The organism is Ensifer sp. ENS09 (genome assembly GCF_014852425.1).
Taxonomy (GTDB): Bacteria; Pseudomonadota; Alphaproteobacteria; order Rhizobiales; family Rhizobiaceae; genus Ensifer.
Genome location: NZ_JACVBP010000008.1, coordinates 226344 through 242796 on the forward strand (window position 1 = coordinate 226344; position 16453 = coordinate 242796).

The window sequence follows — 16453 nt, forward strand, 5'->3', positions numbered from 1 at the left end:
CGACCGATAGTGACGAGGCCCGCTATCGCGTACGGGTGGAGGGCGAGACGTTCGAGCGCTGCCTACTGGCCACAGACATCGAACACGCCGAAACTTCGGCTGAGGACGCCCCTGGGGCGGCCGCCAGCCGGCCATGGCTCAAGCCATTGAGCACAAAGCCTGGCAGATAGTCACGGGCGACCAAAACAGGAGAACATCTTTTGCAAGTGCTCGTCAGAGACAACAATATCGATCAGGCTTTGCGCGTTCTGAAGAAGAAGATGCAGAAAGAAGGTCTGTTCCGCGAATTCAAGGCGCGCAGCTCCTATGAGAAGCCCTCGGAAAAGCGTGTGCGCGAAAAGGCAGAAGCGGTGCGGCGGCAACGGAAGCTGCAGCGCAAGAAGCTCCAGCGTGAGGGCCTGCTGCCTGGACCGTACAAAGCGGCGAGAACGCGCTGAGCCTTCGGGCAGCAAGCATCACATCAGGAGATACGCCATGACGCCACACACCAACGCCGCATTTAAACCGGTGAAGATCTCCGCCAGCGAAAAGGCGGCAGCCACCGATCATACGGCAAGAGCCATCGTCGCCGCCGAAAAGATCGCTCGTGAAAAGAAGACCGAGAAGCTCAAGGCGCAGCGCCTGGAGAATACCGCTTCGCAAGCCGTTGCAGAGGCGCCTGCAACCAAGCCGGTTCGTAAATCACGCCGTCGGTGACTGCGACGGCACGTAGTGCCTACACGCAGCCGGAAGGATCCAGAGTTGCGATAACGCGCATCCCTTGCGACTTTTCAGTCAACAGAAAGTAGCCTCATGTCATCCGCACACCGACAGTCCTTGGCCCCCTCCGACCTGGCAATGCTCGATGGCGTATTGCGGCGCGCCGGCTTTCTCGTCGAACGCTTCAAGGCGGTTGTGGTCACGGCAGACACCTTGCTTGCCGAACTGCAGAGCCGGAAGGGACTGCGAACTCCACGGCAGATTGAAACCGAAAGTCTAGAACAATGGGATGATGACGGAGGGGCGCCACGAGGATCCAGCGGAATGACTCGCTACACTGCCACTCGACGCCAAGTCTGGCCGTCTCGGGGCAGCTTCTAAACCGACAGTTCACCGCCTTAATATCCCAACCTTGAAATCAGCCTGCCGAACGGAGAACTCAAAAATGCCCCGACGATCCGATCCAGCGTTGGCTCTCCAGATGATCCTGGTTCTATCAGCAGCACTGTTGTCCATCCCCTATGCGTATGGTCAAGAAACGCTTTCGGTGCCCGCGAATGCCGAAGCCAATCGCTACGGGTCGGGGTGGGAGTGCAATCGCGGCTTCAGAGAAGTGGCCCAATCCTGTGTTCCCGTTACGGCGCCCCATGACGCGTTCCTGACCAACGAAACCTACGGCAAAGGCTGGGAATGTCACTACGGCTTTGCCGAACGGGGCGACGAGTGCCTTGCCGTTCAAGTGCCGGCTAATGCCTATCTTGATTCATATTCTAGCGGCCATTGGCGATGTATGCGCGGATTTCTCCGAAATGGCCAGGGATGCGACCGGATCGAGGTGCCGGAGAATGCGTTTCTTACCGACTCGAGCTACAGCGAGGGCTGGGAATGTGACCGCGGTTATCAAGTTGTTGGCCGCAAGTGTGTCGCGCTGCACGTCCCTGAGCATGCCTATTTGACAACGAGCGGCAACGAATGGCTATGCGATCGTGGATATGAAGCGAAGGACCAGGCCTGCGTCGCCGTCAAGGTTCCCCACAACGCGAGCTTCGCGGATACACCCTACGGCCTGAAATGGAAATGTGACCGCGGCTTTGAAGCCAAGGGGGCAGTATGTTCCGTAATCGAGCTTCCTGAGAACGCTCATCTTGATTATTCCGGTAACGGCTGGGAGTGCAACCGACCGTATCGGCCAAGCAATGGGGTGTGCCGCATTGATTGATGACATCTGGCAGCGCCGCGGGTTGGCTCGAGTGCCCAGAGGCCTCGAATTTCTGTATCGGGCGAACTTTCCTCGCTCTTAAACACGTACCCCAGCCGAATTGCACGCCGCAACAAGCCGGGGATCGGCGCCAATCGTTGATTTGATGGCAGACCGCGATGCCGACAAGGGCCACGCGAAAACTGCACCGATCCTCCTCATCGGCGCCTGCATCAGGGGATGGCGGCATTCGCGAACGGCAGAAAACCTTCCAGCGCTCGGAACAAGCTGTCTACTTGTCAGGCGACCATGAAGTACCTGCAGAAACGAGGCGACCGACCCGTGTCATCGTCGCGGACGACACGACATATCGCATCGAGGTGACTGTTTGGGTCAGCGAGCGACGGGTCCCTTAGTATCCGCGCGCATCCGTTACCGTTCCTGTGCAGGCACTGCACGCGGTTGGAATTTAGTGGACGAAACGGGGGCTGATATTTGCAAGCAACAGGACGCCCTTGTCTTCGATCGCCCGACATCTCTCAGCGTACCCGGCTGTCAGGGGGGCATCCGGTTTTGCATGCTCACTCTACTGGTCACGAGTGACACGGAGATACCGTAGGATTCGATAAGAGTCCTTTTGAAAGTTGCTTGCGGTGTCGTGGCAGCCGCATCATGAGGCATGCTCGGCCGATTTTCTCGAAGTATCTCCCCTCCAGCTCGCCGCCCGACTGACAGATTGGCCGAGGTGCCTTCGCGTCGATGGCAGCGAACGCTATAAGAATAGCCAGATGCCAACTTGAACGGTCAAATGGTTCGCCATCACCAAGGTTCTGGCCTCCCGACGATGGGCGGCGGACATTTCCGTGTGCCGTCGAGTGCGCGCGGCGCGGGCGGATGGCTAAGATTGCAGTGTACTTACCGGTAGGACGGCGGACAATCCGACAAGTAGAGATCAGCCCGGAGGCTCCCTGAATGCGCAGCAAATCTCGGCACACAGACCATGGTGATGGCGCGCAGTCAGCAGTGGTCGCGAAGCCGGTTGTTCATCGATTGCGCCGTGCTGCGTTGTTCGAGAAATTGGGGCCGGGGCTGATCACCGGGGCGGCAGACGATGATCCGAGCGGCATTGCTACCTATTCGCAGGCGGGCGCGCAGTTCGGGGCCAACATGCTCTGGATTATGTTGTTCCTTTACCCGCTGATGACCACGATGCAGATGATCAGTGCCCGGATTGGACGCGTCACCGGGCACGGGCTCGCGGCCAACATGCGCCGGATTTTTCCGCCCTGGGCCGTGACCGGCCTCGTGGCGCTGCTTTTCACCGCCAACACCATCAACATCGGCGCCGACCTCGCCGCCATGGGGGCTGCGGCGGAACTGGTGCTTGGCTGGGGGCGCCACCTTTTCACGCTTCTGTTCGCGCTGCTTTCCCTGACACTTCAGGTGCTGGTGCCCTATCACCGCTACGTCCGGTACCTGAAGTGGCTGACTTTGGTGCTCTTTGCCTATGTTGGCGTCGTCCTAACTGTGGAGATCAACTGGGGCGAAGTCGCCCTGCGGACCGTGACGCCGGAGCTCGCCCTGACGGCAGAAACAGCGACCATGGTGGTGGCGGTCTTCGGTACCACCATCAGCCCATATCTGCTCTTCTGGCAGGCGTCAGAGGAGGTGGAGGACGAGGAGGCCGACCCGACGACCGATCCGCTTATCGACCATCCCGAGCAGGCTCTCGTCCAACTCAGCCGCATCCGTTGGGACACATACATCGGCATGGCCTTTGCCAACCTCGTCGCCTTTTTCATCATCCTGACGACTGCCGTCACCTTGCATGCCGCAGGCATGACCGATATCGAGACCTCCGCCGACGCAGCCGAGGCGCTACGCCCGATTGCCGGCGACCTGGCGTTCGCCCTGTTCAGTCTCGGCATCATCGGCACGGGCCTGCTGGCTGTGCCAGTCTTGGCGGGCTCGGCGGCCTATGCCGTTTGCGAATCCCGCGGCTGGGCAATCGGGCTTGAGCACAAGCCGAGGGAGGCGGTCGGGTTCTATTGTGTGATCGGCCTCGCCACTCTCATTGGCCTCGGCGTGGACTATTCGGACCTTGATCCCATACAGGCGCTGTTCTGGAGCGCTGTCCTCAACGGCGTGATTTCCGTGCCCCTTATGGCCGCCATGATGATCGTGGTATCCCGCAAGGACGAGATGGGTCAGTTCGTCGCTTCTTTTGGGCTGCGCGTGATGGGATGGTTCGCCACCGCCTGCATGGCGGCGGCGGCCATCACGATGTTCATTCTCAGCTAGTGAGCCGACCTGATGCGATTGCGCTGACGCGCGTGTTTGACTCGGCCTAAGCACGATCGCCGAGCCGGCGACATGCGGCAGACGTCGTATTTAGGCAGCGTGCGAGCTTGCGAAGCCCTCGTATTTCCTCCGCTAGCGCGTCCGCCTTTTCTCCAGAGTTGCCCGATTGCTTGATGATATCGTGTGTCGTCGTAAGACGTTGCTTTTGCGTGAAGCAGGGAGTCCGTAGGACTGGCGTCGCCGATATTGATGTACGTCAATGCATAAAAGGATCCGTGTGTCATTTTTAATCTTGGTATGTCGTCCTGTTTCGACCGGGAGACCGATAACCGCGAGACGGTCAATACTTGGGGGAATGAAAATCCATGTGTTTCGCTTGCAGTCCGTTCGCCGGCGCCCTCGGCGCGGCCCTATCGCGCCGCTCGCTCCTAAAACACACAGTCGCCTGCGCCGCGTGGGCCGGCATGGCGGGTGCTACGGGAACCTTCGTCTGCAGTTCAGCGGAGGCGGCAAATGAAAGCAATGACACGCTCTATGTCGGCGGCCCGATCGTCACGATCAATGATTCGCAGCCGACCGCCGAGGCGGTGCTTGTTCGCGGTGGCAGAATCGTCGCCGTCGGCGCACGCGGCGAGGTCGAACGGCAGGCTGACGGCCTGGTTACGACCGTCGATCTCATGGGCAAGACGATGCTTCCGGGTTTCGTCGATCCGCACGGCCATGTCGTCATGGTCGGGCTACAGGCCCTAGCAGCGAACCTGCTGCCGGCACCCGATGGAGAAGGCAACAGCATCTCCGCGCTGCAACGTGTCCTGCGCGACTGGACCGCCAACAACAGCGACGTCATCAAGCGCTATGGCGTCATCGTCGGCTTCGGCTACGACGACTCGCAACTTGAGGAGCAACGCCACCCCACCCGCGCCGATCTCGATGCGGTTTCGTTCGACACTCCGATTTTGATCGTCCACCAATCCGGTCATCTCGGCGTTCTCAACAGCAAGGCACTCGAGGAGGCGGGCTTGGTCAAGGGGACGCCCAATCCGCCCGGCGGCGCGTTCCGTCGCGAGGCCGACGGAGAGACCCCAAACGGTGTCTGCGAGGAGGCGGCCTTCTTTGCCGCGGCCGGCAAGCTCCTGGGCCGTCTGGACGCGCAAGCCTATCTCGAAATGATCAAGGCAGGGGCAGCGTTCTACGCCTCATTCGGATACACGACCGTCCAGGAAGGGCGCGCCATGCCCGGCAGCGCAACCATGCTTGCGAAGGCGGGCGACGCAGGGCTGCTCGATGTCGACGTCGTTGTCTATCCTGACATCTTTCAGTCTCTCAATGAAATTGCGCCTTCGCGCGAGTACAGGAACCGGGTGCGCGTCGGCGGCGCCAAAGCGACCATCGATGGCTCGCCCCAGGGCAAGACTGCGTTTCTCTCGCAGCCTTATTACAAGCCGCCTGAGGGACAGGGCCCTGACTATCGCGGCTACGCGGCGATCACCAAGGAGCAAATCGTCGATGCCGTCGATCTCGCCTTCGCAAACGGGTGGCAGATCCTCACCCACGCCAATGGCGACGCGGCGGTCGACTGGTTGATCGAGGCGGTCGGCGCCGCAACCGCGAAGCACGGCCCCGGTGACCGGCGCGCGGTCCTTGTGCACGGCCAGACCGCGAGGCTCGACCAGTTGCCGATGCTGAAGGACCTCGCCATCCTGCCGTCCTTCTTCCCGATGCACACCTATTATTGGGGCGACTGGCACCGTAGTTCTGTCCTTGGGCCGGAGCGCGCGGAACGGATCTCTCCCTGCAATTCCGCGCGCAAGCTTGGCATGATCTTCACAAGCCACCACGACGCGCCGGTGGCGAACCCAGACGCGATCCGTGTCCTGTCGGCGACCGTCACACGGGTGACCCGGTCAGGCTATGTGCTCGGCCCCGAGGAGCGCGTCGACACGCTGACGGCGCTCAAAGCCATGACGATTTGGCCCGCTATTCAATACTTCGAGGAGGCGAACAAGGGCACGATCGAGCCCGGCAAGCTCGCTGACTTCGTGATCCTGAGCGCTAACCCGCTGGCGGTGAAGCCCGAGGAGTTGATCACGCTCAAAATCGTCGAGACGATCAAGGAAGGAAAGAGCGTCTACAGAGCGACGTGAGCGGTCAGAACAAAGCGCGGCCGCTGGTTGCGGGACGCACCAGTCCATTGGAGGGGAGGCGGATGAGCACCGGTTTTTCGACGACTGCGCCGATACGCTGGTTCGCGGCGACGGCCGCCATCGTCACCTGCAGTGTGGCGTCAATACCCCAGGCCAGCGCGGCCGACGAAGCGCGTCGGTTGATCTCCGCGCATGGTCACACCATTGAAGCCTTCGTCTTCGGTCAGGGACCGGAAACGCTGATCATGGCGGCCGGCAACGGACGGCCTGCCTCGCAATTGACGGATCTCGCGAAGGCCGTCGCTTCCGCAGGCATTCGCACGGTCGTCTACAACTACCGCGGGATTGGCGCGAGCGACGGTCCGCTCGACGGCCTGACGCTTGTCGACTACGGCAACGATGTCTGGGCGATCGCTGACGCGCTCGGCGTGCAGAAGGTGCATCTGGCCGGCAAGACCTATGGTAACAGGGTCATGCGCGCCGCGTCCCAGACAAAGCCGGGCCGCGTCGTGACGATCATTCTGGTCGGGGCCGGCGGCGAGGTTCAACCTTCGCCGGAAACGATCGCGCTCTATAAGCGGTATACGGACCCTGCGACACCCAAGTCCGAGTGGTTGTCGTTGCAGGCGCAATTGATGTACGCGCCAGGAAACGAGCACCTTGCCGAGAAGGACGCCGATGAAGGCGCGTTCCCGGCAATTGCAACGGCTGAGGTCAAGGCCAGCGAGGCGACGCCCAAGGAAGCCTGGAGCATGGGTGGAACGGCTCCGATGCTGGCGATCACCTGCCTTCTCGACCGTGTCGCCGTGCCGCCGAACGCCTACAAAATCGCGGAGATGCGCCCGAACACCTGGCTCGCGGGGCTGCCCGGCTGTGGCCATAACATGATAAACGAACAGCCCGAAGAACTGCGCCGCCTGATCGTCGGTTTTATTCAGGCTCGATCCAGCGCCAAGAAATAGCGGCTTGGTCCAGCGCGAATACTTGCAACTCGTCCCAAAGCGCGTCCTGCACGCGGAAAAACCGTTTCGATGGAAAGGGGTCGGTATGAGTATCCGAAGCCTAACACTTACGACGGCGATGATCGCCGCAATCGTTGCTGGCCCAATGCTAGGAGCCAGCGCACAGGATCGCCAGCCCGACTGGCGCGAACTCAACGCCTACACTCTAGGCGTCCAGGCGTACATTTACACGTTTCCTTGGTCGTATATGACGGAACAACGATGGTTTCGAAGCGCCGATGTCGGGCACCAGGCGAACCAGTTGTTCCATTTTCGGGAACTCAAGGACGCGAGCCACGTCGATGGCGGTTCACCCAACAATGACACGATCTACTCCCGCTCCTGGCTCTATCTGAAAGACGAGCCGATGATCCTCACCGTGCCGGCCATCTCCGACCGCTATCACTCGGTCGAGCTCACTGATTTCATGGACGACAATTTCGCTTATGTCGGCACGCGAGCGACGGGCGACGGGGGTGGGAGCTACGCGATCTTCGACAGGAACTGGACAGGCCCACTGCCCGCGGGGGTGACGGCGCTGCCCCCCTCGTCCACGCCCTGGGGCTTCCTCCAGGTGCGCACCGCCGTGAAGGATGCGTCGGACCTCGATGCGGCCCACGCGATCCAAGACCAGTACAAACTGACGCCCCTCTCGCAATGGGGAAAGCCCGATGCCCCCGCCCCCCGGACGGCCGAGATCTGGCAACCGCTGGACCGGGACGCCGATCCTCTTAACGAATGGCGGACGATCAATCGTTCAATGCGCGAGGTCCCCCCCGACCCGCGCGACGCGGACATCCTGCAATCCTACGCGCGCATCGGGGTCGGAGCCGGGCTCGACATCGACGCCCTGGACCCCGCAACAAAGCGCGGGCTGGCGCGCGCAGCCGTGGACGGCCGCAGGATCATCTATGACGCGTTCGCGGCCGGCTACGGGCAGACAAATATCAACGGATGGAACTACCCGCCGCCGTCGACGGGCCGGATGACGCAAGCCCGCGACTGGCTGCTGCGCGCGATCCAGCCGGCCGTCGGCTTCAACGCGAACGACCCGGTCGAGGCAACCTACCTCAACGCCTCCGTCGATGGAGAGGGGCGGCCCCTGACCGGCGAGACCCGCTACGTGATCCACTTCGACAAGAGCGGCGAGCCGAAGGTCAAGGCCTTCTGGTCCCTGACCATGTACAATAAGGCGTACAATCTCGTTGATAATCCCATCAACCGCTACTCCGTTGGTGACCGCAGCGGGATGAAGCGCGACGCAGATGGCGGATTGACCATCTACCTACAACAAAACTCGCCCGGCGCGGACAAGGAAAGCAACTGGCTGCCTGCGCCGGAAGGACCGTTCTTTCTCTTTCTTCGTGCGTACCTGCCGGCAGACGACATCGTGAACCAGACATGGCGCCCACCGAAAATAACTGCCGTCGGCGAGTAGCGCCTTGATGTGAGTACATATGGCCTCCGATAATCTGCCCTTCAGCCAAAAACGATTGCAGCAGACACTAACAGTCCAAATTAGGCTTAACGTTCGTCGTCAGGACCAGACGCGTTCATCCAGTTCAAGCCTGCGATGGTGGGCCGAGCAGACAGCTTCACTTGGGAGGACCCGCGATGTGCGTGATGTGCAACCCGGCATTTGCCGAAGCGTTCAGGAACTACAACTTTCCCTCGCGCCGACAGATCCTGAAACTCGCGGCCGTGACAACAGCCTCCGCATTCGTCTGCGAAGCGGCCACCTTCGTTCCAGCGCAGGCTCAGGAAGCTTCCCTCCAGGATCTTGCCACTCAATTCGACCGCAAGGACTTGCCCCGCGTCACGATCTATCCCGCCAAGGAAATCATTACCCTCGATCCCGACAAGCCGTCCGTAACGGCTGTCGCTGTCCTCGGCGACCGCATCCTGGCAGTCGGCTCTTTGGACGAGCTGAAATCCCTGGCCGACGGCCAGTCCTACGTGATCGACGAGACCTTCGCCGGCAAGGTGATCACGCCGGGCCTGATCGCCCAGCACGATCACCCGCTCCTGACGGGCCTCACCATGGTGTCGGAGATCATCGCCATCGAGGATTGGGTCCTGCCGTCCGGGGTCGTGCCCGCAGCCAACAATCCTAGCCAATACCGTGCGAGGCTCACCGAGGCCAACGCAAAGCTCAAGACTGCAACCGAGTTGTTCGTGACCTGGGGTTATCACCCCGTCTTCCACGGCCCCCTGACCCGATCGGATCTGGACCGCATCAGCAGCACGAGGCCCATCATCGTCTGGCACCGGTCGGCCCACGAATTCATCGTCAACAGCAAGGCGCTCGAGGCCTACGGGATCGACGCGGACTTTGTCTCCGGCCTACCGGATGGGGCGCGAAAACAGTCCAGTCTCGCTGATGGCCATTTCTGGGAAGGCGGCATGTTCGGCGTCATCCCGAAGCTGCTTCCTGCAATTGCCACGCCCGATCGGCTTCGGCGCGGGCTCGAATTCGTCGTCCGCTACTATCACGCGAATGGCGTGACTCTCGGCTGCGAGCCCGGCGGGCTGTTCTCGAAACAGCTTCAGGTCGCGCAGAACGCAGTGTTGTCCCGTGCCGGCAACCCGTTTCGTTTCTATTTCATCCCGGACGGCAAATCGATCAACGCCGCCTTTCCCGACACCACGATCAGCGAGACGGAAAAGGTGCTCGGCTGGGGCGAGGGCATGACGGCCATGATGCCCGGCGCCATCAAGCTGTTCGCCGACGGAGCGATCTACTCCCTCGCCATGCGGGTGCGTGACCCCTATCTCGGCGGGGGGCATGGCGAATGGATCATGGATCCGGACTTCTTCGCACGGGCCTTCAAGATCTACTGGGACGCCGGCTACCAGATCCACGTCCACGTCAACGGAGACGCCGGACTCGACATGGTCCTCGACACCGTCGAGACCAATATGCGCCGCCATCCGCGCTACGATCACCGCACGGTCGCCATTCACCTGGCAGTCTCGCAGAAGGATCAGGTCGAGCGCATGAAGCGGCTCGGCGTGGTCGTCAGCGCCAACCCCTATTACGTGCGGGCGCTGGCGGACGCCTATACGAAGGATGGTCTCGGTCCGGAGCGGGCCGACAACATGGTGCGTCTGGGAGACATGGAACGGGCAGAGGTGCCCTTCTCGCTTCACTCGGACATGCCGATGGCACCCGGCCAGCCGCTGTTCCTGATGCATTGCGCGGTGAACCGCACCACCGCGTCCGGGCGCGTCGCGGCACCGGACCAGCGCGCGACCCGGCTCGGCGCGCTCAAGGGCGTCACGCTCGGTGCCGCCCACTCCCTGCGCATGGAAAACGACATCGGCAGCATCGTCCCGGGCAAGCTCGCCAATTTCAGCATCCTCGACGACAACCCGCTGACTGTCGATGCCGCAAAGATCAAGGACATCGCTGTCTGGGGGACGGTGTTCGAGGGTAGGGTCTTGCCAGTCGCGCGAACTTGAACGAGGAGCAATCCCGTCTGCGAGCGGGTCGCGCACGCGTTCAGCCAAAAGAGCGCGTCGTCAACGACCGCTTGGGGGGCACAAGCGCGAGCGTGATGATGTTGTATTCGGCCACTGCCGGTCAGGTGCGCACCTCAGTGTCACGCGGTGAACCAATTCATGTCCAGGAACCGCGCAACACGGGGGGTAGCTGAAGTTGGCGCACCGGACGTGTCTCTTGAACGGCAACGTGAAAGTTCAGAAAAAATAGTCTGCAGAAAGGTATTTGCAGAGCTCCTGCGTTATTCGCAGGGATCGGGTTATCGAACCGCCAGTGCCAATTTCCTTTCAAAATGTCAGCGAGCATTTCAAGGTGAAATGGCGAAATAGGTGGCCCGACAGGACACGAACCCGCAACCAATCGATTGAGCCGACGGCTCTATCCATTGAGCTACAGGCTCCACCAGAAACGCTACAGGGTGACCCGACGAATGTGCCGTGATTGTTTCCGTTATGTGCGTCTGGGACCGCATAATGTATCCTGCTTTTATCAACCAAAGACAGCAAGGATGCAAACCATGTGGTCGCGAATGCCGCCGGCGCTGCAATTGCTGCAAATCTTTCGCGCCGCGACCGGACGTCAATTGCGCAGAAGTCCGGACGTCGGCATCGTCGTCAAATCAGGAGTCGCTGTCTTTGGTTGATAAGGGCCATGGATCCACTGGAATCTGTTAGCAACGCGCTTTCGCAGCAACGATAGCTTCAGCCTGAATGACGCAAAATTCTACCTCTCGCTTCGTCATCCCGTTCGCGGCATTTGAGAACCGTTCGATGAGTGCGGCAAGGTGCTGATCAAGTGTCGTCTTGAGCGCGACACCCAGCAACCAATTTGGGGATGCCCCTAAAGCGTCGGCAATCCTCACGAGCGTCGACAGATACGGTTCTCTGCGGCCGGACGCGTAGTGGGCGTAGCGACGCTCATCGAGGCCCACCCGCCGCACTGCTTCAGCATTCGAAATGCCGAGCTGACGGGCCCGCTCCTGTGCGACGGTGCTTCGCGGATCCGGTGAGGCCGCCGCTTTCCTCGAAGAGGCCTCAAGGCATTGCGCCGCTCGCGTCAAGATTTAGTGGCTGTCAATTCGAGCTAGAGCAGATGCCATGAGGCCGCTTGGCCGGGTAGGGCTCCGGCGTCGTCGCGAGGGTCCAGCGCTTGGTAGCCGGCGCCCTGTCCTTCGGGCAAATGGTGTTGCGTCTTACGGTTAAGTCGGATGCGAAGAAGGTCGCGAACTATTTCATCCGGCGATCCGACGATGTCGTTCTGAACCTTGAAAAAGAAAAGGCTCGCGAAAGACATGCACATGTGGCGATCATACCTTCTCACCATGTCTAAACGCTTCGGCGAACCGGCCCATCAGCCGCACGAGGTCGGCGACATCCTTCTCCTCCCATTTTTCGAAGATCGCCTGGCTCATTCGCTCACGAGCGGCGTCGATCTTGTCCGTCATGCGCTTTCCCTCAGGCGTTATGACAGCTTCGCGAACGCGTCGATCGGAGACGCTGCCCTTGCGTTCGACAAGACCCAGGCCATCAAGCTTGGCGACCTGACGACTGACAGTCGTGTAATCCAGTCCTATGCGCTCAGCCAGATCAACGACACCGATCGGCCCCAATCGTTCAATGGCGACAAGAAGGCGAAACAGCGCCCGGTCCAATGATATCCCGGCTTCACGCACGAGTTCGTCGTCGCGCTGGGGACGGTTCATTGCGCTGACAATCTCGATCAGGGCGCCATGAAGATCGCGCATCATCGCGGAGGTGTGTGTATTTTGCACATTCTTTGTTGACATCGAGCTCCACTCCATTTATGTGCATAATACACACATGGAGGCAGAGATGACAAATGATTTCGCTGCGGATGTACTCATCTGCGGAGCGGGGGCGGCTGGCCTGTCGCTTGCTATCGATCTCGCGCGGCGCGGGATTTCCTTTCGATTAGTCGATCGAGTGGAAGCGCCATTTCGCGGATCGCGCGGCAAAGGAATTCAGCCCAGAACACAGGAAATTTTCGAAGACCTCGGCGTTCTCGACAAGGCAGTGGCCGCGGGTGGACTTTATCCCCGTCAGCGCACCCATCAAGACGATGGACGCTACGTAGATGCCGACATGGGCGAGATCATCCAACCCACGCCGGCAGAGCCCTACCACTTGGCCCTTATGGTTCCGCAGTTTGTGACCGAACAGATTTTACGGTCGCGTCTTGCGGAGCTTGGTGGCCGGGTTGAGTTCGGCCGGGAACTGAAGGGTTTCGAGCAGGACCAAGGAGGTGTGACTGCGCGAATTGCTGGCGGCGACTGTGAAGAAATCGTCCGAGTACGTTGGTTGATAGGCGCCGATGGCGGGAAAAGCTTCGTGCGACGTTTTCTTGGTACCGGTTTTCCCGGTAGCACGCTTGACGCTCGGGCTGTCGTTGCGGACGTCGAACTCTCTGGGCTTTCTCGTGAGGTCGCCCACCGCTTTGCCAGGAGCGGCGACATGCGCTTGCAGGTTTGGATCGGCCCGCTCGCCGGTACAGATCTGTTCCAGATACAGGCACCTGTCGCGAGAGACGAGGACGTGGGACTCACTGCGGAGGGACTGACGCGGTTCGTTTCGGAGCGGACAGGTTTAAGCGACATCATCGTGCACGCTGTTCACTGGGCCTCAGACTATGAAATGAACGCTCGCCTAGCCGACCGCTACAGAACGGGCCGCACATTCCTGATCGGCGATGCCGCTCATGTGCATCCACCAACTGGAGGCCAAGGTCTGAACACCAGTGTGCAGGACGCGTACAATCTGGGTTGGAAGCTATCTGCCGTCGTGCGCGGTGCACCAGATCACTTGCTCGACAGCTACGAGGCTGAGAGGCGACCCGTCGCCGCTGCGATGCTCGGTCTGGCAAATCGGCTGCTTGACGCACAAAAACAAGGAGAAATGCTACGCGGACGGGACGTGCGTCAGCTCGATATCGGCTATCCGGAATCCGAGTTGTCGCTGAATTTTACCGCGAGCCAAGGCGCTCTTCCCGCCGGCGCGCGCGCTCCGGACGCTCCGATGCGTGGCGCGGGAGGGCAGGTCACACGCCTCTTTGAGTTGCTGAAAGGTCCCCATTGGACTTTGCTGGCATACGAAGCTTCAAGGGCCACCTTCAAGTCATGCCCAGGCTTGCACATTCACCGTGTTGGGAAAGATGGCGAGTTTCATGACGAGTGGCAGCATTTCAAGGATGCATACTCATTGATGCCTGGAGATTGCCTGCTGATCCGCCCGGACGGATATATCGGCGCGGTCTTCGACACGGACCGAACCGACGAGATCGATGGTTATTTGGCAAATGTCGGCCTGTCCTCGTTCCAGGAGGACTGCCAATGAAGGCGGCGATCGTCTCGGTCATTGGGTGCGAACCTGCCTTAGGGGAGATTGCGCCGCCCATCCCCTTCTTTGGCGAGAACTGGATCAAAGTCACCGCAGCCGCGATCAGCCGTGTCACAAAGGCGCGCGTCTCCGGTGCCCACTACAGCGCCAACGAAGTCCTTCCGTTTGTCGTAGGCATCGATGGCGTCGGCAGGCTGGACGATGGGCGGCGTGTATACTTCGGTCTTCCCCGGTCGCCCTTCGGGAGCATGGCTGAATTCGTTGTCTCCGCGCCTCGCTTTTGCGTCCCGATTCCGGACGATCTCGACGACTTCACCGCAGCCGCCGTTGCCAATCCGGGAGTGTCATCGTGGGCGGCGCTGACAGCGCGCGCCCACCTGCAGCCGGGTGAAACGGTTTTGATCAATGGAGCGACCGGGACCGCCGGGCGACTCGCAGTGCAGGTTGCCAAATGGCTCGGAGCCGGCAAGATCATTGCAACTGGAAGAAATCCGATCGCCCTTGGAGAAATAAAGCATGTTGGCGCCGTTACGGCCATCCAGCTTGGCACTGACCCGGCATCGCTCGAACGCCGTTTGGTTGACGAATTCGAAGAAGGCGTCGATATCGTAATCGATTATCTGTGGGGCAAGAGCGCGGAGTGCCTTTTGTCGGCCGCCGCAAAAGCTGGCTGCAACGGGCGGCCGCTTCGATTCGTTCAGGTGGGATCGGTCTCGGGCTCGCAGATCGATTTGCCTGGGGCATTGTTGAGAGCATCAGCGATCGAGCTGATGGGCTGCGGCATTGGCAGCGTAACTGTCGAAAAGCTGGTTGAACTCACTGGCGACGTGCTGCGTGCCACAACCCCAGGTAATCTCGACATCAATTTCAGGAAGGTCCCATTCGCGGATTTCGACAGGGCATGGCCCAAGGACGACAGCACATCACGGACTGTTTTCGACCTTACGCAAGGGGCGACGTGGGCATGACCGAAGCTGCATATTCTAAACCGGCCTCCAGTATGCGCCGGAACAGGCAAATCTTGGCGCCGCTCTTCCTGATTGTTTGCATTTATTCTGCTGGTATGGCGTCGGTCCTACCCATCTTGCCGTTCTACCTGAGGGACATGGGGGCAACTCCGCTCATATTCGGCCTCGTTATCGCGACGGAAGCATTCACTCAGTTCGTGGCCGCGCCAACCCTCGGCCAGCTGTCGGATCGGTTTGGGAGGAAGCGCATTCTGCTCGCAAGCCAAGTTATGGCAGCTGCAAGTCTCCTTCTGCTCGCAACGGCTCCAAATATGCTCGTGGTATTGGCCGCGCGCGCGCTCTTCGGTCTAACGGGCGGTAATTTCTCGGCTGTCGCGGGCTATGTCGCTGACCACACCGCTCCTGAGGATCGCAGGCAGGCGCTTGGCATTTTGACCGGCGGCGTGGGCTTGGGCGGTATCAGTGGGGCCGGCCTGTCAGGGCTCCTATCGGATACTTCGCTGACGATGCCGATCTTTGCAGCCCTTTTTCTCTCAGTAGGCGCCATTGGCCTGACGTTGTTTGCATTGAAGCGAGATCAAGCCGTCCTTCCTCAGCCCGGAAACTATCAGCGCGAGAAGATCTCGTTTCGCGCCATCATTTTCTCTCCGGTTATCCGCATACTTGTCGTTGTGATGTTATGCCATTTTCTTGCCTACGGCATTTATAGCTCGCAAATGCCGATCTTTCTCGCAGAGACGTTTATCTGGAACGGACAGGCTTTTGGCCCGCAGCACCTCAGCTACATCGTCGCGGCGGATGGAGTGATCAACATCCTGGTCCAGCTCCTACTTCTGGGTTGGCTTGGCCGGCGCTTCTCCGAACGCAATCTGATCATCCTGATCTTCGGCTTGGTCTGCACCGGGTTTCTGATCGCAAGCCTTGCCACAACCGTGCCGCTTCTAGCCTTGGCTGTGGTGTGCGTGAGCACAGGCGATGCGATGGCCAAGCCAACCTATCTTGCGGCCTTGTCCGTCCATGTGCCGGGTAACCGTCAGGGGGTCGTCATGGGATCCGCCCAGTCACTGGGTGCCTTGACGGACATCGCCTCGCCGCTGATCGGCGGTTTCATCCTAGGTCATAAACTGTACGGCGTTTGGATCGGCCTGGCAGTCGGCGTCGCTGCCGTAGGCGCTGCGTTGGCGGCGGCAAAACTTCCCTCGACCGATCCGGAAGGACGGAAGCGGTAAGGCTGATCTGTCTCACAAGATTCTCCTCCGCTCCGCCTGCAACGCTGCGCGGTTGCCT

Annotated in this window: 13 protein-coding genes and 1 pseudogene; 12 read left to right on the forward strand and 2 right to left on the reverse strand. The window is 60.4% G+C overall.

Translation table 11 applies throughout. The annotated features are described in order from the left end of the window. Positions 1-200: 200 nt before the first annotated feature. The 9 genes and pseudogenes from rpsU to IB267_RS31370 all read left to right on the forward strand — a co-directional run. Positions 201-437 (forward strand): 30S ribosomal protein S21, encoded by a 237-nt coding sequence (rpsU, locus tag IB267_RS31330; RefSeq protein WP_192451281.1) that lies wholly within the window; start codon positions 201-203, stop codon positions 435-437. Between the two features lie 37 nt (positions 438-474). Beyond that, positions 475-696 (forward strand): hypothetical protein, encoded by a 222-nt coding sequence (locus IB267_RS31335; protein ID WP_192451282.1) that lies wholly within the window; start codon positions 475-477, stop codon positions 694-696. Positions 697-1144: 448 nt separating this feature from the next. Beyond that, positions 1145-1918, forward strand: coding sequence for a hypothetical protein (locus IB267_RS31340; protein ID WP_192451283.1), 774 nt, complete (start codon positions 1145-1147; stop codon positions 1916-1918). Between the two features lie 951 nt (positions 1919-2869). Continuing rightward, on the forward strand, positions 2870-4198 hold the full coding sequence (locus IB267_RS31345; RefSeq protein WP_192451284.1) for an NRAMP family divalent metal transporter: 1329 nt from the start codon (positions 2870-2872) through the stop codon (positions 4196-4198). 464 nt (positions 4199-4662) lie between these two features. Next, positions 4663-6342, forward strand: coding sequence for an amidohydrolase (locus IB267_RS31350; protein ID WP_192451285.1), 1680 nt, complete (start codon positions 4663-4665; stop codon positions 6340-6342). Beyond that, positions 6339-7304 (forward strand): alpha/beta fold hydrolase, encoded by a 966-nt coding sequence (locus tag IB267_RS31355; protein ID WP_192451286.1) that lies wholly within the window; start codon positions 6339-6341, stop codon positions 7302-7304. The genes IB267_RS31350 and IB267_RS31355 overlap by 4 nt, the downstream gene beginning before the upstream one ends. 85 nt (positions 7305-7389) lie before the next feature. Further along, complete coding sequence (locus tag IB267_RS31360; RefSeq protein ID WP_192451287.1) at positions 7390-8781, forward strand: DUF1254 domain-containing protein; 1392 nt, start codon at positions 7390-7392, stop codon at positions 8779-8781. A gap of 176 nt (positions 8782-8957) precedes the next feature. Further along, a complete protein-coding gene (locus tag IB267_RS31365) occupies positions 8958-10805 on the forward strand; it encodes an amidohydrolase (RefSeq protein ID WP_192451288.1) in 1848 nt (615 codons plus the stop codon). A 545-nt stretch (positions 10806-11350) separates the two neighbouring features. After that, positions 11351-11488: pseudogene (locus IB267_RS31370) on the forward strand (IS1595 family transposase); the annotation flags it as partial. Between the two features lie 27 nt (positions 11489-11515). Here the strand turns inward: IB267_RS31370 and IB267_RS31375 are convergent. Both IB267_RS31375 and IB267_RS31380 read right to left on the reverse strand, forming a co-directional pair. Beyond that, a complete protein-coding gene (locus tag IB267_RS31375; RefSeq protein ID WP_192451289.1) occupies positions 11516-11905 on the reverse strand; it encodes a helix-turn-helix domain-containing protein in 390 nt (129 codons plus the stop codon). A gap of 246 nt (positions 11906-12151) precedes the next feature. Next, positions 12152-12631, reverse strand: coding sequence for a MarR family winged helix-turn-helix transcriptional regulator (locus IB267_RS31380; protein ID WP_192451290.1), 480 nt, complete (start codon positions 12629-12631; stop codon positions 12152-12154). Between the two features lie 46 nt (positions 12632-12677). Between IB267_RS31380 and IB267_RS31385 the strand changes: the two genes are divergently transcribed. The 3 genes from IB267_RS31385 to IB267_RS31395 are packed head-to-tail and all read left to right on the forward strand — an operon-like array spanning position 12678 to position 16395. Then, on the forward strand, positions 12678-14195 hold the full coding sequence (locus IB267_RS31385) for an FAD-dependent oxidoreductase (RefSeq protein WP_192451291.1): 1518 nt from the start codon (positions 12678-12680) through the stop codon (positions 14193-14195). Next, the gene (locus IB267_RS31390; RefSeq protein WP_192451292.1) at positions 14192-15166 is read left to right on the forward strand and encodes a zinc-binding alcohol dehydrogenase family protein; all 975 of its coding nucleotides are present in this window, start codon (positions 14192-14194) and stop codon (positions 15164-15166) included. Before IB267_RS31385 ends, IB267_RS31390 begins: the two co-directional genes overlap by 4 nt. Further along, positions 15163-16395 carry an MFS transporter gene (locus IB267_RS31395; protein WP_192451293.1) on the forward strand — a complete coding sequence of 411 codons (1233 nt, stop codon included), beginning with the start codon at positions 15163-15165 and terminating at the stop codon, positions 16393-16395. Before IB267_RS31390 ends, IB267_RS31395 begins: the two co-directional genes overlap by 4 nt. Positions 16396-16453: the final 58 nt, after the last annotated feature.

Excerpts from the sequence above, each read along its gene's own strand:
- IB267_RS31335 (WP_192451282.1), top strand. The coding sequence starts at position 475 with ATGACGCCACACACCAACGCCGCATTTAAACCGGTGAAGATCTCCGCC.
- IB267_RS31340 (WP_192451283.1), top strand. The coding sequence starts at position 1,145 with ATGCCCCGACGATCCGATCCAGCGTTGGCTCTCCAGATGATCCTGGTT.
- IB267_RS31345 (WP_192451284.1), top strand. The coding sequence starts at position 2,870 with ATGCGCAGCAAATCTCGGCACACAGACCATGGTGATGGCGCGCAGTCA.
- IB267_RS31350 (WP_192451285.1), top strand. The coding sequence starts at position 4,663 with ATGGCGGGTGCTACGGGAACCTTCGTCTGCAGTTCAGCGGAGGCGGCA.
- IB267_RS31360 (WP_192451287.1), top strand. The coding sequence starts at position 7,390 with ATGAGTATCCGAAGCCTAACACTTACGACGGCGATGATCGCCGCAATC.
- IB267_RS31365 (WP_192451288.1), top strand. The coding sequence starts at position 8,958 with ATGTGCGTGATGTGCAACCCGGCATTTGCCGAAGCGTTCAGGAACTAC.
- IB267_RS31380 (WP_192451290.1), bottom strand. The coding sequence starts at position 12,631 with ATGTCAACAAAGAATGTGCAAAATACACACACCTCCGCGATGATGCGC.
- IB267_RS31385 (WP_192451291.1), top strand. The coding sequence starts at position 12,678 with ATGACAAATGATTTCGCTGCGGATGTACTCATCTGCGGAGCGGGGGCG.
- IB267_RS31390 (WP_192451292.1), top strand. The coding sequence starts at position 14,192 with ATGAAGGCGGCGATCGTCTCGGTCATTGGGTGCGAACCTGCCTTAGGG.
- IB267_RS31395 (WP_192451293.1), top strand. The coding sequence starts at position 15,163 with ATGACCGAAGCTGCATATTCTAAACCGGCCTCCAGTATGCGCCGGAAC.